General features: G+C 56.3%; 19 protein-coding genes. 12 read left to right on the top strand and 7 right to left on the bottom strand.

All coding sequences use genetic code 11. The annotated features are described in order from the left end of the window. Positions 1-205: 205 nt before the first annotated feature. Positions 206-562 (top strand): Spx/MgsR family RNA polymerase-binding regulatory protein, encoded by a 357-nt coding sequence (locus tag IGS51_RS18460; RefSeq protein WP_297080242.1) that lies wholly within the window; start codon positions 206-208, stop codon positions 560-562. A 147-nt stretch (positions 563-709) separates the two neighbouring features. On the opposite strand, the gene IGS51_RS18455 is transcribed toward IGS51_RS18460, so the two are convergent. Together IGS51_RS18455 and IGS51_RS18450 are read right to left on the bottom strand one after the other, a co-directional pair. After that, positions 710-1342 carry a DNA-3-methyladenine glycosylase gene (locus IGS51_RS18455; RefSeq protein WP_297080241.1) on the bottom strand — a complete coding sequence of 211 codons (633 nt, stop codon included), beginning with the start codon at positions 1340-1342 and terminating at the stop codon, positions 710-712. 171 nt (positions 1343-1513) lie between these two features. Next, on the bottom strand, positions 1514-2026 hold the full coding sequence (locus tag IGS51_RS18450; RefSeq protein WP_297080240.1) for a hypothetical protein: 513 nt from the start codon (positions 2024-2026) through the stop codon (positions 1514-1516). A 552-nt stretch (positions 2027-2578) separates the two neighbouring features. Between IGS51_RS18450 and pgsA the strand changes: the two genes are divergently transcribed. From pgsA to lysS, 6 genes are all read left to right on the top strand, one after another. Then, positions 2579-3070, top strand: a complete 492-nt coding sequence (pgsA, locus tag IGS51_RS18445; RefSeq protein WP_172355175.1) for a CDP-diacylglycerol--glycerol-3-phosphate 3-phosphatidyltransferase — start codon at positions 2579-2581, stop codon at positions 3068-3070. A gap of 124 nt (positions 3071-3194) precedes the next feature. Then, complete coding sequence (locus IGS51_RS18440; RefSeq protein WP_297080239.1) at positions 3195-5177, top strand: DUF3685 domain-containing protein; 1983 nt, start codon at positions 3195-3197, stop codon at positions 5175-5177. Between the two features lie 36 nt (positions 5178-5213). Further along, positions 5214-5840, top strand: coding sequence for a hypothetical protein (locus IGS51_RS18435; RefSeq protein WP_297080238.1), 627 nt, complete (start codon positions 5214-5216; stop codon positions 5838-5840). Between the two features lie 238 nt (positions 5841-6078). Continuing rightward, a complete protein-coding gene (locus tag IGS51_RS18430) occupies positions 6079-6579 on the top strand; it encodes a thylakoid membrane photosystem I accumulation factor (RefSeq protein ID WP_367279375.1) in 501 nt (166 codons plus the stop codon). A gap of 205 nt (positions 6580-6784) precedes the next feature. Continuing rightward, positions 6785-7609 (top strand): ABC transporter permease, encoded by an 825-nt coding sequence (locus tag IGS51_RS18425; protein ID WP_367279372.1) that lies wholly within the window; start codon positions 6785-6787, stop codon positions 7607-7609. Between the two features lie 81 nt (positions 7610-7690). Next, positions 7691-9199 (top strand): lysine--tRNA ligase, encoded by a 1509-nt coding sequence (gene lysS, locus IGS51_RS18420; protein ID WP_297080236.1) that lies wholly within the window; start codon positions 7691-7693, stop codon positions 9197-9199. A gap of 42 nt (positions 9200-9241) precedes the next feature. On the opposite strand, the gene dps is transcribed toward lysS, so the two are convergent. Further along, the gene (dps, locus tag IGS51_RS18415; RefSeq protein WP_297080235.1) at positions 9242-9838 is read right to left on the bottom strand and encodes a DNA starvation/stationary phase protection protein Dps; all 597 of its coding nucleotides are present in this window, start codon (positions 9836-9838) and stop codon (positions 9242-9244) included. Between the two features lie 217 nt (positions 9839-10055). Further along, positions 10056-10289, bottom strand: coding sequence for a hypothetical protein (locus tag IGS51_RS18410; RefSeq protein WP_277774620.1), 234 nt, complete (start codon positions 10287-10289; stop codon positions 10056-10058). Positions 10290-10590: 301 nt separating this feature from the next. On the opposite strand from IGS51_RS18410, the gene IGS51_RS18405 reads away from it, so the two are divergent. The 5 genes from IGS51_RS18405 to IGS51_RS18385 all read left to right on the top strand — a co-directional run bounded on the left by IGS51_RS18405 (position 10591) and on the right by IGS51_RS18385 (position 21272). Next, complete coding sequence (locus tag IGS51_RS18405; RefSeq protein ID WP_297080234.1) at positions 10591-12738, top strand: flavin-dependent dehydrogenase; 2148 nt, start codon at positions 10591-10593, stop codon at positions 12736-12738. A gap of 944 nt (positions 12739-13682) precedes the next feature. Beyond that, positions 13683-18602 carry a hormogonium polysaccharide biosynthesis protein HpsA gene (hpsA, locus tag IGS51_RS18400; RefSeq protein ID WP_297080233.1) on the top strand — a complete coding sequence of 1640 codons (4920 nt, stop codon included), beginning with the start codon at positions 13683-13685 and terminating at the stop codon, positions 18600-18602. Between the two features lie 17 nt (positions 18603-18619). Then, positions 18620-19423, top strand: a complete 804-nt coding sequence (locus IGS51_RS18395) for a type II secretion system protein (protein WP_297080232.1) — start codon at positions 18620-18622, stop codon at positions 19421-19423. Positions 19424-19617: 194 nt separating this feature from the next. After that, positions 19618-20628 (top strand): hypothetical protein, encoded by a 1011-nt coding sequence (locus IGS51_RS18390; protein WP_297080231.1) that lies wholly within the window; start codon positions 19618-19620, stop codon positions 20626-20628. 68 nt (positions 20629-20696) lie between these two features. Then, positions 20697-21272 carry a Tfp pilus assembly protein FimT/FimU gene (locus IGS51_RS18385; RefSeq protein ID WP_297080230.1) on the top strand — a complete coding sequence of 192 codons (576 nt, stop codon included), beginning with the start codon at positions 20697-20699 and terminating at the stop codon, positions 21270-21272. A 16-nt stretch (positions 21273-21288) separates the two neighbouring features. Here the strand turns inward: IGS51_RS18385 and IGS51_RS18380 are convergent, their stop codons facing one another. The 3 genes from IGS51_RS18380 to thyX form a co-directional block, all read right to left on the bottom strand. Further along, positions 21289-21969 (bottom strand): HAS-barrel domain-containing protein, encoded by a 681-nt coding sequence (locus IGS51_RS18380; RefSeq protein ID WP_172355197.1) that lies wholly within the window; start codon positions 21967-21969, stop codon positions 21289-21291. Positions 21970-22241: 272 nt separating this feature from the next. After that, positions 22242-22439: an NAD(P)H dehydrogenase subunit NdhS gene (locus tag IGS51_RS18375; RefSeq protein WP_068516242.1), complete on the bottom strand. Its 198-nt coding sequence runs from the start codon at positions 22437-22439 to the stop codon at positions 22242-22244. Positions 22440-22641: 202 nt separating this feature from the next. Beyond that, entirely contained in the window at positions 22642-23367 is a 726-nt protein-coding gene (thyX, locus tag IGS51_RS18370; RefSeq protein ID WP_297080229.1) for an FAD-dependent thymidylate synthase, read from the bottom strand. Between the last annotated feature and the right edge of the window lie 165 nt (positions 23368-23532).

Below are 23532 nucleotides of genomic sequence, written 5' to 3'. Positions count from 1 at the left end.
AGTGGACTGCCAGCCGGAGCCTGCTAATCTAAAATCTTGGGCATTGTATGAGCGTGCCGGAAGGGTCAGCGTGCCGGAAGGGCGCTGTGGATGGAATTTGCCGCAGTCCTGAAGCCGCTGAATTGGCAGCCCAACATCGCAAATCCAAAATCTAAAATCCAAAATCCAAAGTCAATACAAAAGGCACTCAAAAAGTCAATCAGCAATGGCACTCCAGGTCTACGGAATCCCCAACTGCGGAACTTGCAAAAAGGCGATCGCCTGGCTCGATCGCAACGCGGTCGAGTACGAGTTCATCAACACCAAAGAAACCCCACCCACCCAGGCGCAAATTGAGGACTGGATTGCGACGTTGGGGTCAAAGCCGATGCGAAACACGTCAGGGCAGTCCTACCGGGCGCTGGGCGAGAAAAAAGACACCTGGGGTGACGCAGACTGGGCCAAAGCCTTTGCCGCAAATGCCATGCTGCTAAAGCGACCGCTATTTGTGAAAGACGGCAAGGCAGTGATGGTGGGATTCAAGGCGGCGGAAGCCGTGGTGAAGGAGACGCTGGGCGTGTAGGAGCGTGATGGAAGAGCGTTACGAGACGCGATGTGCAACTTTCAATCTGCCCTCATCCCCTGTCCCCTTCTCCCGACTTGGGAGAAGGGGAGCAAGAGAGGGTTGAAGTCCCTCTCCCGCTCTGTGCTGCTTCATCTCCACACCCCGTTACCCCTCTTTTCCCATCGCTTTGATATCCACGCTGCGCCATAGATACCAGGCGGCGATCGTGCGGTAGGGTCGCCACGGTTCGGCGATTTGCAGCATGGTGTTCTTGTTGGGCAGGTCGGGCAGGCTGTAGAGCAAGCGCATTCCGTTGCGAATGCCCAAGTCGTCTACAGGCAGCACGTCCCAGCGGTGCAGCCGAAAGATCAGCAGCATTTCCGCAGTCCATTTGCCGATGCCCTTGACTTGGGTCAGCGTGCGGATAATCGCATCATCCTCCAGTTGCTCCAGATCCTCTAGGCTGGGCAGCCCGTCCAGCACTTTTTGCGCCAGGTCTTTGACGTACAGCGTCTTGGCGCGAGATAGCCCCGCTCCGCGCAGCACCTCGTCCGGCGTAGCCAGAATTTCGGCAGCCGTGGGGTGCGGCGTGTGGGGATAGAGTGCCAAAAAGCGGCGGTGAATGGTGCCTGCGGCTTTGCCGGAAAGCTGCTGGTAAATGATGGATTCCGCTAGAGATTCCAGCAGATCGCCTGTCTGCCGATCGTGCCAGAGGGTGCAGGGGCCGCTGCGCTCGATTGTCGCTGCCAGGATGGGATCAGCCGCTTGCAAATGGGCGATCGCCCTTGAATAGTCCATCTATATTCCTCTTTGGATTATCCCTCCTCGAATTCTCAATAAGGAAAGGGCACCTCGAAAAATTCAGATCCTCTTGAGAATGGCTACGAAAACACAAGGTTTCCAGGCTCCTAAAATTCTCAATCAGGCAATTAATCGAGGTGCCCGGAAATTAATTGAGGTGCCCTACAGCTAATTCGTACTGGATTTCTTCGCTACGTAACGATACTGCAAATCAACCCAGTTTTTTTCTGGCCATGTGATTAAAACTTGACCACCTTCAATAGGTATCTTTACTCTCATATCTCTACTCTTGTCATAAAGAGTAATGAAATCTGAGTCTCGCGCAATCTCTTTGAAGGTATTAATCTCTTTACCAAACTCATTTTCTTCTTTCCAAACCACATCAGAAACACGAAAGAATGCCCTTATTTTGCCATCTTCCTCATACTCGTACCTCTCTGAAGGGAATGGCGTTTTGGATACATTTTCTTTATTCTGTGGCTGATTCAGTTGTGGATTCGGAGATGGTAAGCTCAAAGAGCTTTTTGTTTCGGGCACTACTTCAAAAGGCAGTTTCTCCCAGATAGTGCTGCTGTCTTTAACGATAGTCGCTAAAGATGTGGTTACAACAGCTAAGGCTCCTAACAATCCGCCTACTTTAATTAAGACATTTGATTTCTGAACCAACTCTTCATCTGACATAGGTTGCACTCCTGGAAAGTAAGGGTTGGGCTAATAGCTTCTGAGAAAGCTACAAACACAAGTCTTTTGATTTCGGACAGATAATGTGCCAGCTTCCTGACACCTGACTGCCTGACAAATCGCGGGAAATCCTTGATTTCTCGTGGCAAGTATCAGTCTGCTCTAGCTCAAGGAGATTAGTTTCGGCTCTAAATCAATGTATTTTCTGGGCTTTCGAGACTTATGTCAGGCAACCAGCTTATACACTTGCGATAAGTTCTTTGGGTTTTGGACGAGGGTGTATCCCACTTTTGTAACCCTCACCCTAAATTCCTCTCCCAAAGCGGGAGAGGGACTTCCAATCCGGCTCCCCTTCTCCTAAAAAGGGAGAAGGGGCTGGGGGATGAGGGCAAACTTGCACAACCCAGCTATATCAGGAAGAATCTATGATTCCCAATCAGAAGAAACTACGATTCCACAGCTTCTCGTCGCAGTGGCTCCGATATCTGTTGGCACTTTTGTGAAAGACTGACACTTGTTGAAGTTACTCCGTCAGTCATTCCCTGCATCACCATGAACCTCCCCACCTGGATCACCGTTTCCCGGCTGCTGGGCGTGCCGCTGCTGCTGGTGCTGCTGCAAAATCCCACCGGGCGATCGCGCTGGATTGCCCTGGCGATTTTTCTGGTTGCGGCGGGAACCGACTGGCTAGACGGCTATCTGGCCCGCAAGCTGAACCAGGTAACGGATTTAGGCAAATTTCTCGATCCGCTGGTAGACAAGCTGCTGGTGCTGGCTCCGCTGCTGATGCTAATCCAGCTTGGGCAGGTTCCTGCCTGGGCGGTGTTTCTGATTTTGGCGCGAGAACTGGCGATCGCCGGATGGCGCGTCAGCCAAACCACCATCTCTGGCGCAAATGTCTGGGGCAAGCTAAAAACCGTCAGCCAGATTGCGGCGATCGCCCTCTTGATCTGTCCGCCGACGATGGATACCCCCGCAGCGGCGATCGCCTTTTGGCTGTCCGTCGGGCTGACGCTGGTGTCTGGCGCAATTTATGTGCGGTGAGGGCTTGAGAGAGCGGATGAGCCTTAATCCCGAACTTGTCTCTGCCGAACTGAAACTCGGTAGGGCGATCGCCTAAACTATGCCTTAAAGTTTATTAAGCTTCCCCCATCCTCTCGCCCCGCCCATGACCTCGCGCTCTGCCGATGTGTTTTTCACCCGCCCGCTCCAGCTTGCGTTGATTAGCGACGATGCGGTGTTTCGCGGTGGGTTGCGGCTGTGGTTGGAGCAGTTTCCTGAGTTTCGCGTGGGGATTGAGTCTGGCAGTGGAGAAGACGCGCCGCTGCTGATTCGCACGCGCTTGGACACGGGCACAAGCCAGGGCGAAACGGTGGATCTGGTGCTGCTGGACTTGGAACTGGGGCGCACGAATCCGGCGCGAGTGCAGGGATTGGCGCTGTGTCAGCAGTTGCGGGCGATGTTTCCGCAAATCCCGGTGCTGGTGCTGGGTTCCACAGCGGAGCCGATTTTGGTGGATGCGGTGCGGCGGGCGGGGGCGCAGGGCTTTTGCCTGAAGGGGGCGGAACCCGGGGCGATCGCCAAATGCCTGCGGCAAGTGGCCGCGGGGGAACCCTACTGGATGGCCTCCTCTGGGCTAGCGGGTGGTGGCGCAACGGCGGCTCGCGGGCCGGTGCTGTCGCGTCGCGTGTCCCAAGCCAGCTATCTAAAGCGGACGCTGCGCCAGTCGGGGCTAGAGCAAATCGATCAGGCGATCGCCCTGATCACCGCCCAGCTCCGGAGCCGCCGATTGTCGTTTTTGCAGCGGCAGGTGTTGCTGGGGCGCAGGCGAGAGCTGCGGGCAGCGCGGTGGATCGTGCTGCGGATGCTGGCCACGCCGGAACTGCTGGAAACCGTCTCGGAGCCTTCGCTGCCCACGGTTCCTACCCCCCTGGATGCTGTGCCGCCAGACCCCGTGCCCAGCCTCAGCGTCCCTGCTACACCAGCGGCGATTCGCGAAGCGACCCCTACGGGAATCGCCCGTCCAGCATCTTCGTCGCGCCCTGGCCGCTCCCAGCCTGTATCTGGTGCGTCTGTGGGTCAATCGGTTTCTGAGGGAAATCGCCCCACAGCTCTGGCGGCCACACCCCGGCCCGCGCTGACCACAGCCACGGCCCAAGCCTCTCGTGAAATGCGGGCAGTTTTATTTAACCGGGTGCTGGCAACGCTGGAAGGCAATCTGGACAACCTCACCGATTTGCCTCTGGAAACAGACATTTTGCGGAGCGATCGCAAGCGCGAATTGTTTGGACTGGTGCTACGCAAGCTAGACGACCTGCTGGATGACCTGCGGGTGGCAGAAGTACCAGAGCAGCGATTGTCAGACATGCAGCCCCAACTGCTGGCGGATTTGTGGCAGGCGACGACGGTGGAGTTTTTTGGCCGCTATCGCACGCTGGCGCTGTCGGGTCAGGAGGTGGAAATTGCGCCCTACCTGCTGGCCGACCAGGCAATTGTGCAGGCGGATATTCTCAGCAAGATTCCGCTATTCAGCGACCTGTTGGCGCACTTGCTGGTGCAGGCTCCGCTGGTGATCGACGGTGTGCCCTACGCAGCCGGAAATCCCGAAGCGGTGCGGCGGGCTGGGCTGCTGCTCAGCCACACGATGATTCAGATTGCCAACGCTGTCGTGCAGCCGTTGCTCAATCGCTTTGCTGATGTAGAAGACATCAAGCAGTCGTTTTATGACCGTCGGCTGCTGTCGAGTCGGGGCATTGAGCGGTTTCGCAATGACCTGTCTTGGCGCTACCGGATGCAGCGCTATTTCGCAGAACCAAAGGATATTTTTGAGAGTCAATACCGTCTGTTTGTGCTGCGGCTGCGGGGCATTGAGCAGGAATCGATTTACGCCCCCCGCCGCGATGAGCTAGAACAACTGTCGGGCCTGCCCTATGCGGTCACGCTGGCTCTGGAAACGCGGGATGCGATCGCCCCTCGGCTGCGTTCGGTTATCTCTGTGCTGGGCAGCGGCGTGATTTACGTGCTGACGGAGGTGATCGGGCGCGGCATCGGGCTGATCGGGCGCGGCATCATCAAAGGCGTAAACAACGTCGTGCAGGATGGGCGCTATGATCGCCAAGAGCGACGGTATGGACGGAGCCGGGGACGCTAGCTTGGCGAGTTTAAGCAAGATGAGGACATAACGCATTTGAAAGATATTCCAAGATGGGTAAAAGGAAGCGTGCCGCTGGCGCTGCTGGGCGGGCTAGCGATCGCCGCAACCCTAGTTCCCACGCCCACCCCTCCAGAGAAAGAGCCGCAGCCAGAGGAAATCGTGCTGACGCTGCCGCCGCCCCTAGCGAATTTGCCGTTGCCGACCCAGGATCGGCTGATTTCCGAAGACGGGCAGATTGCGATAACGCTGCCGTCGGGCTGGGTCAAAGACGACGAACTGAACGATCGCGCCCAGTTGGAAGCGTCGAACCGGGCAGAGCAGATGTATCTGATCGTGCTGACTCAGCCCAAGGCAGAGTTTCGCGGAATGCCCCGCGAGACCTATGCAGAAATCACGCGCGGCTACCTGACGCGGCGACTGGAAAAATCCGAAGTCAGTAGCCCCACGCCCGTTTCCCAGGTGGGCGGCAACCCGGCCGTGCAGTATCAGGTGCGCGGCTCGCTCAACAACATTGACGTGCTGTATCTGCATACGGTGGTGGAAACGCCGACCCGCTTTGCCCAGATCCTCGCCTGGACACCGCCTGCTGATTTCGAGAAAAATCAGCCGATGCTGCAACAGGTGATCCAGAGCTTTCAAGAACAGCAGGCGGGGAGCTAGACCGGGCTAGACCGTCGGAGTCTGGGCGATCGCCCCTACGTCTCCCCCTCCGCGACCGTCACTGCACGTCACTCGATGTCACAATAGGACAGGATATTTCGGAACGTTAAAAGACGTTAAACGTGCGATGGGTTTTAGAAGCGGTTTGAAAAACATAATGATGCGTCCGGCGATCGCTCAACTTCGGAGGCTTGTGTGGGCAAAGCGATCGCTCTTGCTCGTTCTGGTGTTGGCTAGTATGCTGCTGGGCGGCAATCCGGCGATCGCCAGCCTCACAGATGATCACTACGACGGCAACATCTTCCCGCTCTACGCAGGCAACGGCTCCCTAGTGCCGCCCAGCCTCAAGCTGTCTGACTCGCTCCGCACCCATACGCCTGCCATCCTGGTGCTATACGTAGACGACAGCGCCGACTGCAAGCAGTTTGCCCCCGTCATTTCCCAACTTGATGCCTTCTACGGGCGCGCTGCCGACATCCTGCCCATCAGCATCGACTCTATTCCTGTCAAAGATCAATACGACCCCAGCGAACCTGGCTATTACCTAACGGGCTATGCCCCCCAAACAGTCGTGTTCGACAAGGCAGGCAAGGTGGTGCTGAATGAATCGGGAGTCATTCCCTACGAGCGTATTGACGACGTGCTGCGGGAAGTCTTCAACCTGCTGCCGCGCTCAGAATCCGTCGAGCTAAAGCGCCGCATCGTCAACGAAATCAACACTGAGCTAGTTCCTCAGTAGCTAAGACGGGCATAGAAGGCGAATAGCAGCCTGCCGTCGCTGCCCTGACGAGAAGCACAATTGGCTCCTGAACCTCCTGATCAAATTGCTGAAAGCGCTACAGCGGCTCGGATTGACAATCCAAAATCGCCAATCCAAAATCCAAAATCAAATCGGAAAGTCCTAAGAAATGTAAAATTTAGGAGTAACATTTATCCACGCTGCCGTGACCGCGCAACCCTCGCTGGAATTTGGGCAAATTCGCAAAACCTCTCTGGTCCGTAACATCCTGCAAGATGCACTGACCGTCTTTTGGGGCGATTGGCTTGACTTGCGAGTCCGAATCGCCCAGGTCGCCGCATCGGGCTTGGTTTCGCCGCTGATCTACATTCTCGCCTTTGGGCTGGGGCTGGGCAGTGCCCTCGACTCGGCGATGAAGCCGCCCGTCGGCAATACCTACCTAGACTTCATCCTGCCGGGAATGGTCGCCCTGTCCTCCATGACCATCAGTTTCGGCGGCACAACGTTTTCCATCTGTGGCGAGCGGCTCTACAGCAAAACCTTTGAAGAAATCCTGCTGCTGCCTGTGCATCCCCTGGCGCTGTTCCTGGGCAAGATGATGGCGGGCGTGCTGCGGGGGCTGATGACCTCGGCTTCAGTAATTCTGATTGCGCTGCTGTTTACCCGCAACCTGGGCTTCATCAGTCCGCTGTTTTTGCTGGTGCTGGTGTTGAACTGCGCCGTGTTTTCGGGGCTGGGCGTGATTGTGGGGCTGAATGTGAAATCGCTGGAGGGTGTGGGGCTGCTGAATAATTTTCTGATTGTGCCTATGTCGTTTCTGGGCGCGACTTTTTTTGACCCGCAAACCCTGCCTGCGATTCTCAAGTTCATCGTTTACCTGCTGCCGCTGACCTACACGAGTACTGGACTCCGCGCTGCCGCCTATCTGCCGCTGAGCCAGTTTCCCTGGTACAGTATTCCAGTGCTGCTGACGGTGGCGATTGCCCTCTCTGCCGTCGGCGCATACCAGTTCTCCCACCAGCGAGACTAGCGCCCAGAAGCCCCAGCCTGGACACTGAACCCCCTTTAACCCGATACATCGCTAATCTTCTAATCTAATCTTCTGAATCTAATGTCGTCCGACGATCTCCGCGCTGCCCGCCTCGAAAAAGCCACCCAACTACGCGAACTGGGCTTCAATCCCTACGGCTATCGCTGGGATGTCACGCACCACGCTGCGGAGTTGCAGGAGAAATATGCGGATCTGGCGGCAGGGGAAGAGGCGGAGGTCGTCGTGTCGGTGGCGGGGCGCGTGATGAATCGTCGCGTCTTTGGCAAACTGGCTTTTTTCACGCTGCAAGACGAAACGGGCACCATTCAGCTTTATCTCGACAAAAAGACCATCGAAGCGGGCATGGCAGACCTCGACCCGCAGGCGTTTGACCATCTGAAAACGTTGACCGATGCGGGGGATATCCTGGGCGCAACGGGCACCATCAAGCGCACCGAGAAGGGCGAGTTGTCCATTAACGTGCAGCGCTATTCCATCCTCACCAAGTCGCTGCAACCCCTGCCCGACAAGTGGCACGGGCTGACGGATGTGGAAAAGCGCTACCGTCAGCGCTATGTGGATTTGATCGTAAATCCAGAGGTGCGGGAGACGTTTCGACGGCGATCGCTCATCACCACTGCCATCCGTCGCTTTCTCACCGACCGGGGCTTTATCGAAATTGAAACGCCCGTGCTGCAATCGGAGGCAGGGGGAGCCGAAGCGCGGCCGTTCATTACCTACCACAACACGCTGGAGATGGATTTGTATCTCCGCATCGCCACCGAGTTGCATCTGAAGCGGCTGGTGGTGGGCGGCTTCGAGAAGGTGTTTGAAATCGGGCGCATCTTCCGCAACGAGGGCGTTTCCACCCGGCACAATCCGGAGTTCACCTCCATCGAGGTTTACCAAGCCTACGGCGATTACGAGCAGATGATGACGCTGACGGAGGAGATGATCGTCGCCGCTGCCAAGTCAGTCCTCGATGATTTGAAAATCACCTACCAGGGGCAAGCCATTGACCTGAACCCGCCTTGGCGCAGAGTCACGATGCACGAGCTAGTGCAGGAACACACGGGGCTGGATTTTACCCAGTTCACAACGCTGGAGGAGGCAAAAGAAGGGGCGATCGCCGCTGGTCTCAAAGATTTAGACAAATGCGACTCGATCGGTCGCCTGCTGGTAGAAGCCTTTGAGCAAAAGGTCGAGGCGACGCTGATTCAGCCCACCTTTGTTACAGACTACCCGGTCGAAAACTCGCCCCTGGCCAAGGCGCACCGCAGCAAACCCGGCCTGGTGGAGCGATTCGAGCTATTCATCGTAGGGCGCGAAACGGCAAATGGCTACTCTGAGCTAACCGATCCGGTGGATCAGCGTCAGCGCCTCGAAGCCCAGGCTGCTCGAAAGGCCGCAGGCGATCTAGAAGCCCACGGTGTAGACGAAGACTTTCTGATGGCGCTGGAGTATGGGCTGCCACCCACGATGGGCATGGGCACAGGCATCGACCGCCTTGTCATGCTGCTGACCGATTCTGCCAGTATCCGCGACGTGATTGCCTTCCCCCTGCTAAAGCCGGAGGCAAAAGAGGAGTAATGGGGGAGGAATGGGCAAGTTAGGACTCGCCCGAACAGTCGCTCACTTTGTCCGTTTCGCCGTTTTCTTGGCTTTCGATTCTGCGACTTCGGACACAGCGGCGGCCACCCCTTCCTCCACCGAAGTTTGCAGGTGCGCTTCTAGAAACCAAAGGCGCTTGTCGATATCCCGCGAGATCTCGGTGTACAGGTCAGCCGTATCGGCATCACCCAATTCATCGGTCGCGTCGATGGACTCGCGCACCAGCTTTCCGTAGGCAGCATAGCGCTCTGCCAAAGCGATGACGTGATCTTTGCCGTCCAAAATGTCGAAGGGATACTCTGACAGAATAGACTGAGATGCCGCGGTGCGAGCAGTTCCAACGGCTAGCCCGCCCAGCGCCGTGACGCGCTCTGCCACCATGTCCACGTACTCTTCTAGCTCCGAAGCCATCTCGTCAAATAGCTCGTGCAGTTGGTAGAACTGTAATCCCTTGACGTTCCAGTGAGCCTGCTTGACCTGGGTTTTCAAATCCAGCGTCGAGGCAAGGGAGTGATTCAAAATAGCAATGACTTTTGTGCGAATTTCGGAGGAAAGGTCAATCCGGGTTGCGTAAAGCGGTTGGCTTTTGCCGTTTGTGCTGCGACCGTTGCTGCCCATGAGCCTGCATCCTGGCTAGAGGTTCAAGCACTCAGCATAGCGTATTCCCTCTGGTTACAAACAGAATGTTGCTACAAACAGGATGTTGTTACAAACGGGTGTTGCGAACAGGTGTTACGAACAGAACTCGTAAACAGCCTGTAAAACAAAATGGTTCTGTCCAACAGAATGGTTATTACGTAAAGCACAGGGTCGATAAACGACGCACCTCTGGGCGCTAGGCAAGCTGATCCCACGCCTGCGAGACGATATCGCTGAGCCAGCGCCGCAAATCAGCATCCAGCAGGCGATCGTCCGCCATGACCTCGGCGGTGAGATCTTCCAGCGTTTGTCCCTGCGATCGCGCGACGTAGATGACTCCGGCGATCGCCGCTGCCACCAGCTCATCGTCTACGGGCTGCTGGCGGAGGGCAACGACTTCTTGAGAACTACTCGGAATGGGATAATTCATAGTCAGGCAGAAATGCCCCAGGTAATCACAAGACACCCTCTTGGGCTTGAGGTTCTCAGACTTGAGGTTCTCAGGCTTGAGGTTCTCAGAGCTTAGAAGCTGGATGACGGGAAGCCTTAAATGGCTGGCAGGTCAAAAGGTAAAATGAGAAGTCTTAAACTTTCTTCAAGCGCTCTGATTGTATTGGTGAAGTGTAGCGCAATTTTCAATTCTGTCAACTCTGCCTCCTTAATGAACTTGCCCAGTGAACTTGCCAGTAAGCTTGCCCAGTGAATTCGCCAGCCGTTATCAACGTCATCGGATGAAAGATTCTTTAACAGAGCTACTTTACTTAGAGGTGCCTACGCCTGACCTGGATGCCGTGCGTCGCTGGCTTCATCACCAGTTTCAGCCCGCCGTCGGCAATACCACTGCCACCCCCGATGGGTTCCTGATTACGGCGGAAACTGTCGCCAGAAGCGGTTCCAGCGGCAACTTGGGAGATGACTTCCTCGACGCGCCAGTGCTGTCTGGGTTTGTCTGGTCGGTGCAGCGCACAACGTATCTCAAGGTGTTTCGCTGGGGCGATCGCCCCTTTCCTGGCGAGAGAACCGTTTTGCAGCAGTTGACCCAGGCGCTCCGGGTTCAGTTTCCCCAGCGCTACCCCGCGCCGCCGCAGGTTGACCTGTCTCATCAATCTATCTTTGAGGCCCTAGCGCCCCATTATCCCCAGACGGTGAAATACTTTCAGCGCATTCCGAACGGGGAGTACGACTTGAACCGGGTCTACTGGTGGGAGCAGCGCTGGCGCGAGAGCGTGCGAAATCCCCAGCATCCCAAGCAGGTCGTGTTTGCGGTCGAAGCAGTCGAAGCGGTCGAAGCGGTCGAAGATACAGGGACGCAACCTGCCTACGACCTGATTTACATCGGCGGAGCGCTGGGCATTATTCACGCGGCGGTGATGGCGCGACGCGGCTATCGGGTGCTGCTGATCGAGCGGCTGCCCTTTGGCCGGATGAACCGCGAGTGGAATATTTCGCGGGCCGAGTTTCAAAGCCTGATCGACCTGGAGCTGTTCACACCTGCCGAGTGTGAGAGCGTAATTGCGCGGGAGTATGTAGACGGCTTCAGCAAGTTCTTTGATGCCAACAATCCGCCCCAGGCAAAAGCGCCCGTGCTGCATACGCCAACGGTTTTGAATGTGGGCATTGATGCAGAAAAGCTGCTAAAGATCTGTGGCGACAAACTGCGGGCGGCGGGCGGCGAAATCTGGGATGAAACCGAGTTTGATCGGGTGGACGTTGCGCCTGGTGGCGTGACGGTTTATGCAAAGCAGTTGCCAACGGGCACATCCCGCGTGGCAACTGGGCGGCTGCTGGTGGACGCAATGGGCACGGCTTCCCCCATCGCGTGGCAACTGAATGGCGATCGCACGTTTGACAGCGTATGTCCCACGGTGGGCGCGGTGGTCGAGCGCGGCTTTGAACCGGGCGTATGGGATGCCCGCTATGGCGATGTGCTGTTTAGCCACGGCGACATTTCCCGCGGGCGACAGTTGATTTGGGAACTGTTTCCGGGGCGCGGGGAAGAACTGACTTTCTATCTGTTCCACTACCACCAGGTGCATCCCGACAACCCCGGCTCTTTGCTGGAAATGTACGAGGATTTCTTCGCCATCCTGCCAGAGTATCGCCGCTGCGATCTGGATAAGCTGACCTGGCGGAAGGCTACGTTTGGCTACATTCCAGGCCATTTCAGCGGAATCAAGAGCGATCGCCGCGTGGCCTTCGACCGCCTGATTGCCATTGGCGATGCGGCATCGCTCCAGTCGCCGCTGGTGTTCACGGGCTTCGGATCGCTCGTGCGAAACTTGCCCCGGCTCACGGACTTGCTCGACACTGCCCTGCGCCATGATCTGCTGCAAGCCTCCCACCTGGAGCAAATTCGCGCCTTCCAGAGCAACATTGCCGTCACCTGGCTGTTTTCCAAAGGCATGATGGTGCCAACCGGGAAATGGGTCGCGCCGCAGCGGGTCAACGCCATGCTCAACACGTTCTTTGGCATCCTGGCAGACGAAGATCCTGAGGTGAGCGATCGCTTTATCAAAGACCGTGCGGGTTGGGTGCCGTTTAACCGCATGGCGCTTAAAGCGGCTCGCACTAATCCCGCACTGCTGCTGTGGATTTGGGAATTGGCGGGCCCAGCAGACCTGCTGCGCTGGGTCGGCAGCTATCTCAGCTTCACGCTGGCTGCACTCCTGAGCTGGCTATTTCAATGGCTACCAGGGTTTGCCCGCCAGATCCAGCCCTGGCTGGAACCACGCTATCCGTCGCTGTGGCTGTGGATACTCGCCCGGAGCTATGCACTCACCTATGGGATGGGGCAACCTCCGCCGCCTTCTAGCGCTGCTGCGTCCGCATCCAGTGCCCTCCCGCTTTCTCTGAAAACGCCAGTGGAGCCGAGATCCTAGATACTGCTTCGGTAGTCAAGGGCGTGTTTTGAAGCCCTTTGATCCCCCCTAGCCCCCTAAAAAAGGGGGGAACCGAGCCGAACCGCCCCTTATTAAGGGGGATTTAAGGGGGATCGACTCAAGGCAATCAACGACCTAGAAAGCTTTAAGACACTGCCTAGCAAGCTGAGCGGCTCTTAAATTTCCCACCCCCGGCTGATCGTTTTTTACCCTTAGGAGGGTACTCTTTTGCTTGCTAAGCTAGCTCAAATGCAGTCCCAAACCCTTTGTAAAAGGGAAATTGCGCGACCTGCATTTGGTGTCTTGGCATTTTCAAAAGAAGTTTGAAACCAGTTCTGCTGCTGTTCCCGAAAGCCCACTAAACAAGCTCTACTTGCAAGCTCTACTCGTGTAGTTTCGCTGTGCAATTGGCTTGTGCATAGCTTGTGCAATTGGTGCAATTAACTTGTGCAAACTGCCCAGACAAGTTTGGAGGTTTCTGCGGCCACATTCCTTAACACTGTTGATTTGATATATTAAACTCTGATATCACTGATGCCTGGTGTTATTCATAACTGGCTTTAGAGATCTGTACTGATGGTCATTCGTGCCCGCATTAGCAAATTTTCGTGTTTTCCCTGTTGATTTTGCGCTGTTCAATTGTTAACACTGTGGTTTCTTGAGTTGTTTTCTAAGCTACCGCTTTGGGCTTGGGGTGGGGTCAGGGGCGATCGCCCATCTAGCTTTTTCTAGCACCCAGCGTATCCCCAGAGTCAGCGTCAGCGTTTCCTTAGAGAGTGTGTCTCCCCCAGAGGGTTTCCCTGAATTGCTTCCCTCATCCGATTTCTCCACGGCAGCGTCTCTGTTCCTGTCGTCCTCGGCTTCAGGCGCAGTCAATCTCGTTTCGTAAATCCCAACGTTTATCTACCAACCCGTCCCACAAGGAAGGTAAGAGGAAGGCAGCTATGTCAACCCGCAAGTTCACCAGGGCCATCCACAGCGGCTTGAATCAGGTTCATCGTGCCGTCACCCAGCGTATCCAGCGAGGCATTCGGCGCAGTGTCCTCTGGCTATTTCACAACTGGCTCAGCCTAAATCGCGCTTCAGCCAAGGCTGGCTTTGTGCTGCCAACAACTATTTTGCTGCTGCTGGTGGTGCTGTTGACGGTTGGCTCGATTGGCTATCGCACCTACACGCGCACGGTGCAGACGATTGGAGAACGGCAGCAGCGCGTCGTTTATAACACCGCCACGCCCACGATTGACCGTGCCAAGGCAAAGCTGGAATATTTGTTTGACCCCCGCCGCGACCCCCGCTTCCCCAGTGGTATTCCATCGGAAACTTGGCTGCTGGGGATGATGCTAAACACAGGTACAGCCGTTCCCGGAACAACTGTCACCGTTCCTCGTCATCCTTCCAGCTTGGCGAACCCGACCTTTGACCCCTACACACTGCCAGGTGAAACGCGCATTGACCTGGACGGAGACGGCCTTGTGGACAATGCGTGGCGCTATCCCACCGACACCGATGGCGACGGCACGAATGACGCAACGGTTGCCTACTCAATTCTCTACAAAACCGACCTGAACAATATTCAAGACACCAGTGACACTGCGATTCGCGGCAGTGGCACAAACCCAGGGCGGGCACGTCGCCAAGAGGTTCGCAACGGCCCCCTGAGCAACAACAGTTCTCAAAATAACGCCTGCTCTACCGGAGCCGTCGCCGCAACCGCTGACGGTGTGGGACGGGGCTGGCTACCAGATGGCAACAATACCTCCTTGCTGCGGAAAAACTTCCAGGTTGACGTATATGTCCAGCCCAATACGCCCAACCGACCTGTGGCAGCGCTGGAGTTTCAGCAAGACCGCACAGTGGAGCAGGGTAACAAATGGGGAGCCTGGTTTCGCAACGACCTGGAGATCTTCCCTGGTCCTCCGTTTAACTGGAACGGCGCGATGCACTCCGAAGGCAACATCATCATTGGCAACGGCAGTTTCCGGAGCTACATGATTAGCTCTCGGTTTTCATGCCTCTACAGCGCCGATGCCTCGGAGGTGAGTACGGTGGAAACCAAAAACGCTGCTGGGCAAATCGATTTTCGAGGGCAATTCCTAGCTGCGAAGCTGAACAACAACAGCAGCCTCAATGACGACAACTCAACGTTTGAGCTTTATGAGGGCTATGGGATTAATCCCAGCAACGCAAACCTCACCCCAGGAACGCACTCGGTCAACTTGGGAAATAACACCCCCGTAGACTACGCGCTAGACCCAGTTATTTTGCAAACTGAGGCTCGGTCTGCCTCACGGGGCTTGGCAAACCCCACCGCTTCGCGTCCTGGCTGGGCAGGTACAGTCCTCAATCGAAACGGTCAGGGACGATTGATTCAGCCGCCGCAGGAAAATCCGCCTTATGTGGATGATTCCTATCGCGCTGATGACCGCTATGGGCCCAAGCCGACCTATGGCGGACGCGAAGACGACCCGGCGACTTCAATCCCAGGTTTGATTGGGGAGCAAATTCCCACCACCCAAACTCGACTCGTCGGCAATACGCCCGGCGTTGGGCAGGATGAAAGTGCGGTGGGTCTGGATGGCTATTGGGAACGCCGCGCCCGCAACGAAGGAATGCGGATCATCGTCGGGCAGCGCTTGGAACTGGGGGATGCCGCAGGCTGGGGTGGCCCGTTCCCCAGGGACACGGCGATTCATGAACCCCTGAAGCCCTGGCCAGGTTGCTTGACGAACAATGCAAACCGCTGTAACGAAGCTCGACAGCGGCGATCGCTCTACGACAACCTTCCCGCTGTACAGGGGGCCGCGATCTACCATCGGGACACAGCAGAAACCTCCGCCGACCGCGATCGCCCTGCGGCCTGTCTTGCCCTCACGGTTCACCCTGGCACGGCAGGCACGCTCGACCGCAGTGCCACCTTCGAGAACCTGGCGCTCAATCTCGAAGCCGGATTTTCGGCACCCTACAATACCCCAGGTTCAGTCATTTCTGACTTTTTGCGGGGACGTGGAACCAATGGATGGGAATACAACCTCCCGCCTGCCAATGCGTTCAGTGCGCTAAATACGCCAACCATGCTGGCGCTGCAAAACCTAGCCAACTTCGCGGGCGATCCGCGCGGCGGCGCACCATCCTTCACGCCTGTTCAAGATCAGCAGGTTCACCCCTACCCCTGGTTCTCGATGTGGGGCGACTTCTCAATCCTGCGTCGAGTCATTGCTCGGATGGCGGCAGGTACGTCTTTTGCGAACCTCAGCCCAGCAGATAAGTCTACGCTGTATACCTCTGCCTGCACGATGGGGATGCTGGCCTATCAGCTGGACTATTTGGAAAAATTTGATCCGAATGCGGCGGGGGTGCCTCTGGGGAATGCCTATGCAACTCAGGCAGATGAAAACGCGGCCTTCACCAATCCAGCTTTGTCTGCCCAGTTCTACGCAGGGCTTCGAGGTGTCATTCGCGCCCTCGATCGCGGAGTCAGCCCCTTTGGCCCGCTTTCGGCAGCCAATAGCAACGACTTTGGCATTATGGTGAAGGATCGAGGTGCTATTGAACGTCCGCGATCGCCCGAAACCGTCATTGCCCTGATGCAGCAGTGGCGCGATCAGATTGTTGCATCTGGAACGCCCTACAGTTTCCCCAATGGCGGTGGAACCCTGACGGCTGACCAGATGAACAACTACATCCGACTGGCTCAGATGATCATTTCCAAAGAGCAGGTCGCGCGCGATCGCCAGTGGGGTTTCTTTGGCTACGATAACCTGGCTGACTCAGCGGAAACCTACGCTTCCCGCGCGCCTGGAGGGGCGGTGCAGGTTGCAGGCTTCTATGGCGATGGCAAAACTTGCCGCGAGATGTGGGCCAACAATGGTGTTAACTCTGGTGATTCCATCAAGTATCTCTGCTCTAATCGCCCCTTCTATCCTTCGCTCTATAACCTGTTTCCCACGCTGGGGGGTGCGCTGGATACCGGCACGGGCGCTCACCCGGATGCCGCAGGCCCGCTAGCAAACGGCGGTGGCACTGTTGCTCGTGACCAAGCTGATGCGGCAAACGATGCCTATCTGCTAGCTCGCAATGCCAGCGTCACCTATCAGCCGGTGCGCCCAGAAACGGTGCGCCTGCTGCCTCGTCCTGCTGCAAGCTGGGTGCTGCCGTTTGAAAACCTGACGGCGGCTCCTGCGGGCAGCACAGCCGAATTAACCCCAAATAACAACCGCGACACTCTGATTAAGGTCTGTATCACAGAGAATTGCTCTCGCTATAGCTTGGGAGGTAGCCCCACCAACGGCACTTTCCGCCGCGTTGGCTTCAAAGATGCTGCCTTGATGAACGGTCGTGAACTGCTCAGCGTGCGCGTACTAGACGTGAATCTAGATTTGCTGCGTCGGGCTACAAACGGACTGACGAGCGATCGCTGGCTACCTGTCACAGGGATTGTCTACGCCTTCCGCGAAGATGCTGTCTCTGAAGCAACGATTGTCCGTCCCTCTCCGGCGGACTGGCCAAGCTGCGATACTGAACAGAACCTACGGACAGACGCAACTTGTCGGATGAATACAGGCGTTAACGCATTCACGTCAACTGACCCACCCTTGAACGAAAACAATGGGGTGACACCGAAACCTGTGGACTACTACCCCGACCCGGATCGTCGTCCAAACGGGTTCCGTCTCAAGAACGGCTCTCGGCTTGATCGTCCCGGAGATAACGGGCGTGGCTTGTCCTTTATCTCTGACAATCCGGTTTACATCCAGGGCAACTTCAACCTGCACCAAAATGCTGCTGGAACTGAACTTCAAGAGTTTACGAATCTGTTGACTTACGACGCACAGCAGCGATACGCCAACTTCCACAACCGCACCCTGGCTCAAATTGATACCAACTTTGCCCGTGCCGGAGATTTGTGGCGACCCAGCGAGGTTCTGGCAGACGCGATCACGATTCTGTCGGACAACTCCTGCGACGGCAGTATGCAGGATGCCTTCCTGACCGTTGGGGTCGGGCAAGCTGCAACCCTGGCTGATGCGCGCAATGGTGCAAGAGTGGGTGCAACCTCTGCTCGATACGGCTGTCAGGGAAATGGCAATCGCACGACCTATCTAAATTTCTCGCGCCCTAGCGATGCAGGACCTGCCTCTGCTGCGTTTGCCACGGGCACGACTGCTGCCGCACCAAATACGCTCGACGTTGTTCGAGATCAGAACGGTAACCCGACCGCACGCTGGATGCGAACCAATTACGCAGACAGCATGTTCAGAACGCTGGCAACAGCGACGCTAAAGCCCCAAGAAGGTGACTCTCCCATCATTGTTCATCCGCAGGGAGTCCCTCTTCGTGCTGTTCTGGGGGTCACTGCGAACCCTCGCTACTTGGGAGCCTACTATCCGATTGAGGATAACCGTCCTCTGATTCCAGCGTTGCCAAATACGCGGGTGAATTCCATCATCATCAGTGGTCTAGTTCCCTCTCGCGCAAACCAGTCCTACGGCGGATTGCACAACTTCCCTCGATTTAATGAGGACTGGACAAACAACTCGCCCCTGTTCATTTCGGGTTCGCTACTCCAACTGAGCTTTAGTCAGCAAGCGACAGCTCCCTTTGACCAGGATGCCTGGGAAGTGGGGACAAACCCAGTGGTCAATGAGGCAATTCGCTATTACGTGCCGCCGCTGCGACGCTGGGGGTATGACGTGGGTCTACAGCTTGCGCCAGCGGGGCCAATCGCCCAGCGATTTGTCACCGTTCGCTCAATCCGAAGCGAGTTCTATAGCGAACCACCTGCCAACGACCCCTATATTCGGCAGCTTTGCGACGCAATTCAGGGCGCGTTGCCCGCTGCTAACCGTCGTCCGTGTCCTGCGTAATTGAGAGGTCAATCACCATGAAATTCTCAACTGCGAACTCTCCAACGCTCGACGCTGAGAGAACAAATGCAACGAGCTGCGTTTTTGCCAAGGCGTTGAGCCAGTGCGTCCGACGGCTTCAGTCCTTATCCGGCTCGAACCGCTCGTCCGAGGCAGGCGTGACTTTGCTGGAATGTCTGGTGGGCATTGCGATTATTGCCGTAACCGCGACGCTGATCTTGCCGCCGTTGTTCATTGCGTCTGCCTCGCGGGCGCAGAACCGCCGCGCTGAGCAAGCGTTTCAAATCGCCCAAGACGAGATCGATCGCATCCAGGCGCTGGTTGCCAGCGGCCGACACAATGCCACAAATCTGCCTGCATCAGCAGGGGCATTCACAAACGGCGCAAACGTTGGCCCGCCAACAGGGGTTGCGGGTGTGCGGAAATGCGTCAATACGGGCTTAGCCAATCAATACACTGGCACGGGGGTAGGCGTACTCCAGGCTATCCCGATAGATATCGACGGCATTACGGTGAACGGCGACCCCTGTGCGCCTGAGTTTTATATGCAGGTATTTCGCAGCGTCAGCCCAAATGACACCGCTCCCGGCGGCACAAGGCAAAACAGCTTCATTCTGGGCGTTCGCGTCTACTCAGCAATTGCTCGAGACAACTTTGGCAGCATGACGACTCCGGTACAGCCTGCGGCGCTAAACATCACCTCTGGCACGGGCAGTCAGCGGGTACGTCCGCTGGTGGCGCTGTATCCGCGCATGACCTGGAGCGATCAGGGGACGACGCTTTGTCAGCTTCACCAGCAGGGCGGCACGCCTTGTCCCTGATGCATGGCGCACTTCAAGGGCTACTTTGGGAGATGTGAACCTGGTGATGGGATTTGGCTAGTTCCTTGAGTCGATTAGTCCGTCTACTGAATCGAAGGTTATGTGAATGCCGCGTGACTTGTCGCAAATATCCGACAAGTATCTAGCGAGCATCTGGCGAACATCTGGCGAACATCTTGAGAAGAGCAGCGACTATGGCTAAAACGGGGATGGGGGAGCGTCTGGCAGCAGGGATTAGGGGGTTGTTGAAGCGGCGGCGAAGTTCTCCAGCGGCTTCGACGGCAGGTTTCACGATCTCAGAACTGCTCGTTGTCGCGATTATCAGCAGCATTATCGTTTCGGGGCTGATGTATCTGGTGGTGGAACTGCTGACCGCCGATCAGCGCGAGGCATCTCGCTCGGAAACCCAGCGAGAAATGCAGCAAGCCCTGGATTACATTTCTGCGGAACTGCGCGAGGCGGCGTTTGTCTATCGCGGACGCTGTTTGGGCGCGGGTATTGCGGCCAATCCGGCTGCTGTGCCTCCGGAGCCGGGCTGCCCTGGGTTGCAAAATGCGCTGAATGGCGTACTGCCTGCCAATAGCACACCCGTTATCGGCTTTTGGAAGCAAGATCCTCTGCCCAACGCGCTGCGGGAGCGCTGCCGAACTACCCAAGTTGTGGCAGGCAATTATCCAGTGCCCTGCGTTACGGGTAGTTCCTATTCTTTGATTGTGTATGCACTGACGACGAGCAACACAGGAATTTGGCGGGGGCGGGCGCGAATTGTGCGGTATGTGCTGCCGGAGTTTACAGGTTCGGGCGCGAACTGGAGTAAAACAGGGGGCTATACGGCTCCAGCCAGTGGCTCGTTTGCTTCGTGGCAGCCTGCTACTGGAGAAGCACTTGGGGGCAATTGGGCCGTTCTGGTGGATTTTGTGGATGACGGGCAAGCGGCGAATGCGCTGGGTGTGCCTGCGCCGAACTGTCCAACTGGATATAACATTTCTCCAGAAACGGCGGCTACAACCTACCGGGGCGGGCTGTATGCCTGTGTGACGAATGAAACGTTGACCAGCCAATTCCGAGACGTTTCGCTGTTTATTCGGGGGAATGCCTTTGGGCGACCAGGCATTAATTCAGACCGCGAGTTTACAACGACATTGCAAACGCGCGTGTTGGGTCGTGCTGTGCTGGAGCGGAATCCGTCTGGTGCGGGGCCCTAGCGCAAGGTTTGTTCTGCTTTCTCAGTTCGGTTCAGTGTGAGCGGTATCCCAGTCTCAGGAGGCGCGTGATGAATTGGTTTTTGCAGCGGTCTTTTGGGCGATCGCCCTCAGCCCAGGTTGGATCAGATAAACCCGATAAACCCGATAAATCTAGTAATCAAGCAGCAGCAGCAGGGTTTACTCTGACCGAAGTCATCGTGGTGGTGGTGCTGATATCTGTTTTAGCGGCGATCGCAGCTCCCAGTTGGGTGGCCCTGCTGAATCGTCAACGATTGGGCAACGCCACTAATGACGTGCTGCAAGCCCTCCGTCAGGCGCAGGACGAAGCCATTCGGACGCGCTATCCCAAGCAGGTGACCCTGAATACAGGGGCAAACCCGACCATTAATGTGTTGAGCGAAGTCCGGAGGATTGGCCAGGGTAGTGTTGGGATGACGGTTACTCCTACTGCTGCAACTACCATTACGTTTGGAACTACGGGTGGCCCTATTGCTGGCCCTCAGGACATTACGCCTGCCACCAACTTGCCGATTGTAATTACGCTGTCGGTGCCCGCGACCGGAGGGGTGCGGCGTTGTGTGGTGATTGAGACGCTATTGGGCGCAATGCGGACGGCCAATCAGGGCGAAAATGGCTGCTCTTAATGAGCGTGTCATCCCATTACTCTGCGGGTTGCAGATAGATCTGGCTGAGGATAATCCGCAGGCGATCGTAGTCGTCTTTTAAGATTTGGCTGAGGCTGCGGCCGGCTTGCACCAGCCAGGGGCGATCGCCCTTTCGCAGTTGGTAAATATCGCGGATGGCGGCGGCGATCAGCGCTTCGACGGGGGCATTGCTCACTTGCAGCAGCGTCCGCAAAAAGTCGAACTGTTCGCTGAAGTGGATGATTTCTGCGGGCGTGCAGGCATAGACCGCTTGGTGAATCTGGGGCGGGCGTGGCGGCAAATGCTGATAGACCGTCTCGCTGAGGCGGGTCTTGCCATTGCGACCGGAAGCGCGGGGACGAAAGCCAACGATCGCCGCCCGAAACTCCGTTTTCAGCATGGCAAAGATTTGCGGCTGCTGCTCTCGCAGGTCGGCAAGCGACAGGCCCAGCGCCCGCGCCCGGTGGACAGAATCGATGGGACTGGTGGTGGCGTGATAGACCACCGCATAGATTTGATTGCCCGATTCTTCGTCGCTGGACTTGACCCAACTGCCAAAGGGCGGCATCACGGCAAAGTTCAAATCATCTGGCTCCAGGCATTGGGCCAGAAACTCCGTGGTGGCGGTTTCGATGACTTCGGCTAGGTAATCGGGCGATCGCGTTTGGTGAGCAGCATCCGGCAGCGGCAGGCGCATCGGTCAACCATCCAGAGTTCAAGCATGAACGAATGCTCTGGGCTTAAGTTTCAAACTTGAGCTTCAAGCCTAAGTTTCAAACTTGAGTTTCAAACTTGAGTTTCAAACTTGAGTCCAGAATCTTTCTCATTCATACCGCAACTAGCGTACAAATGCACTTTTTCAGGCGAGTTTGTACAAGTTTATCCAGGATTTGAGCAGCATCTGCTTCATTATCTGCACTGTTTCTGTGCAAAATCCTATCTAGAACACTGCGCTCTAGAACATTGCGCCTACTTCCCTTTTTTGCGGCCTGCTGTTGCGTCTACTAGCTCCAGTTCTGACAGACGAAAGGTGATGAGCTTGTCCCAGTTTCCGCCTTCAAACAGCACCGCTGCTTTGCCATCGCTGATGCGCTGCACCAAGCCTTGAAAGCCATAGTAAGTGTCATCCACATTTGTTACGCGAACCGCAGAACCTGGCAAAATCAGCATCGTAAAAAATCCCCAGTCAAACGCGATACAGTAGGCGAACTGTCAACGATTAGGCAACGGTTAGGAACCATTAGGTAACCGTGACACCCGCCAGCAGTTTACGGCGGATACTCTTCAAGTGAACCGTCTGATACTCAGGGTAAAGGATTCTGTCCCTCAAACGTAGTTTGAAATCGTAATCGTTGCGATTAGGAAATCCTCAGGGTGAGAGCTTGGCTTTGCCCCAGCGGTTGGTTTTGTACCAGTGGGCGATCGCCGGGACCCAGGCTTCAAAATGGGGCCAGACCAGTTCGCAGAGCTGGCGAATTTCGAGTTGGGCATCGGCTTTGGAGCGCAGGTCGAGCAGATGACAGAGCGATCGCACGTTGAAGCTCATAACCCAGTGCTGGCGCGTGTCCATCGGCAGCAGCCCCGCAGCATGTTCTTCGGAATAGCCTGCATCTATCTTGCGGGCGTAGTGCTGAAGCATTTGGGTGGCCAGAGCCATGTCGGCCTGGCGATCGCCCTCGGTGTAGGTGTAGCGCTTGCCCTGGCGATCGCGATACTCACCGACCGGACGAAAATACACGAGCGATTCCAGGTCTTCTACGGTAGGATTTTGGGCAAACTCACAAAACCGGACGCTGGTATAGCGGAGGCTTTGTACCGAAAAATGCACGCCGACGCGGTGGCGGGTAATTTGCTGCATCGTGCGATGATTAAACCCGATGACGTTCAGCGAAATCTGCGGCGCTTCAAACGGACTCCAGTGGCCGCGATCGCCTGCCAGCAGGTGCTTCACGGCATATTCCCCAGCTTTTTCTTCGTTGGGTGCGGGGTCATCGATGGCCGGGCCCTCGCAAACGCATTGGTGAGCCGACCGCCAGATGAGGCGCTGGGGGTTGGGGGTTTGCTCCAGCAACTCGATCCGAAAATATTTATCCATGAGCGCGTGTATGCTTGATCAAAACTGCATTATAGGCGATCGCACCAGGCTGCTCAGGGGCGTTCCTCGTCAAGATTTAAGCTTTGTCTGGGTGCTGCTTGATTAACCCAAAAGATGGTTTTAGCCCTTTTAGGCTGAGTCCAAAGCGTGGTTAATGAGGGCTGT

It is taken from the genome of Thermoleptolyngbya sp. M55_K2018_002, assembly GCF_015295965.1.
GTDB classification, from domain to species: domain Bacteria; phylum Cyanobacteriota; class Cyanobacteriia; order Elainellales; family Elainellaceae; genus Thermoleptolyngbya; species Thermoleptolyngbya sichuanensis.
The sequence above is the reverse complement of the archived record's forward strand: the minus strand, read 5'-3'. Positions and strand labels throughout refer to the sequence as shown.

What these genes read in the sequence shown, in the direction of transcription:
- IGS51_RS18430 (WP_367279375.1), top strand. Translation starts at nt 6,079, where the DNA reads ATGCTGCTGGGCGGCAATCCGGCGATCGCCAGCCTCACAGATGATCAC.
- IGS51_RS18460 (WP_297080242.1), top strand. Translation starts at nt 206, where the DNA reads ATGGCACTCCAGGTCTACGGAATCCCCAACTGCGGAACTTGCAAAAAG.
- IGS51_RS18405 (WP_297080234.1), top strand. Translation starts at nt 10,591, where the DNA reads ATGAAAGATTCTTTAACAGAGCTACTTTACTTAGAGGTGCCTACGCCT.
- hpsA (WP_297080233.1), top strand. Translation starts at nt 13,683, where the DNA reads ATGTCAACCCGCAAGTTCACCAGGGCCATCCACAGCGGCTTGAATCAG.
- IGS51_RS18455 (WP_297080241.1), bottom strand. Translation starts at nt 1,342, where the DNA reads ATGGACTATTCAAGGGCGATCGCCCATTTGCAAGCGGCTGATCCCATC.
- IGS51_RS18385 (WP_297080230.1), top strand. Translation starts at nt 20,697, where the DNA reads ATGAATTGGTTTTTGCAGCGGTCTTTTGGGCGATCGCCCTCAGCCCAG.
- thyX (WP_297080229.1), bottom strand. Translation starts at nt 23,367, where the DNA reads ATGGATAAATATTTTCGGATCGAGTTGCTGGAGCAAACCCCCAACCCC.
- IGS51_RS18395 (WP_297080232.1), top strand. Translation starts at nt 18,620, where the DNA reads ATGAAATTCTCAACTGCGAACTCTCCAACGCTCGACGCTGAGAGAACA.
- dps (WP_297080235.1), bottom strand. Translation starts at nt 9,838, where the DNA reads ATGGGCAGCAACGGTCGCAGCACAAACGGCAAAAGCCAACCGCTTTAC.
- pgsA (WP_172355175.1), top strand. Translation starts at nt 2,579, where the DNA reads ATGAACCTCCCCACCTGGATCACCGTTTCCCGGCTGCTGGGCGTGCCG.
- IGS51_RS18410 (WP_277774620.1), bottom strand. Translation starts at nt 10,289, where the DNA reads ATGAATTATCCCATTCCGAGTAGTTCTCAAGAAGTCGTTGCCCTCCGC.
- lysS (WP_297080236.1), top strand. Translation starts at nt 7,691, where the DNA reads ATGTCGTCCGACGATCTCCGCGCTGCCCGCCTCGAAAAAGCCACCCAA.
- IGS51_RS18390 (WP_297080231.1), top strand. Translation starts at nt 19,618, where the DNA reads ATGGCTAAAACGGGGATGGGGGAGCGTCTGGCAGCAGGGATTAGGGGG.
- IGS51_RS18440 (WP_297080239.1), top strand. Translation starts at nt 3,195, where the DNA reads ATGACCTCGCGCTCTGCCGATGTGTTTTTCACCCGCCCGCTCCAGCTT.
- IGS51_RS18380 (WP_172355197.1), bottom strand. Translation starts at nt 21,969, where the DNA reads ATGCGCCTGCCGCTGCCGGATGCTGCTCACCAAACGCGATCGCCCGAT.
- IGS51_RS18450 (WP_297080240.1), bottom strand. Translation starts at nt 2,026, where the DNA reads ATGTCAGATGAAGAGTTGGTTCAGAAATCAAATGTCTTAATTAAAGTA.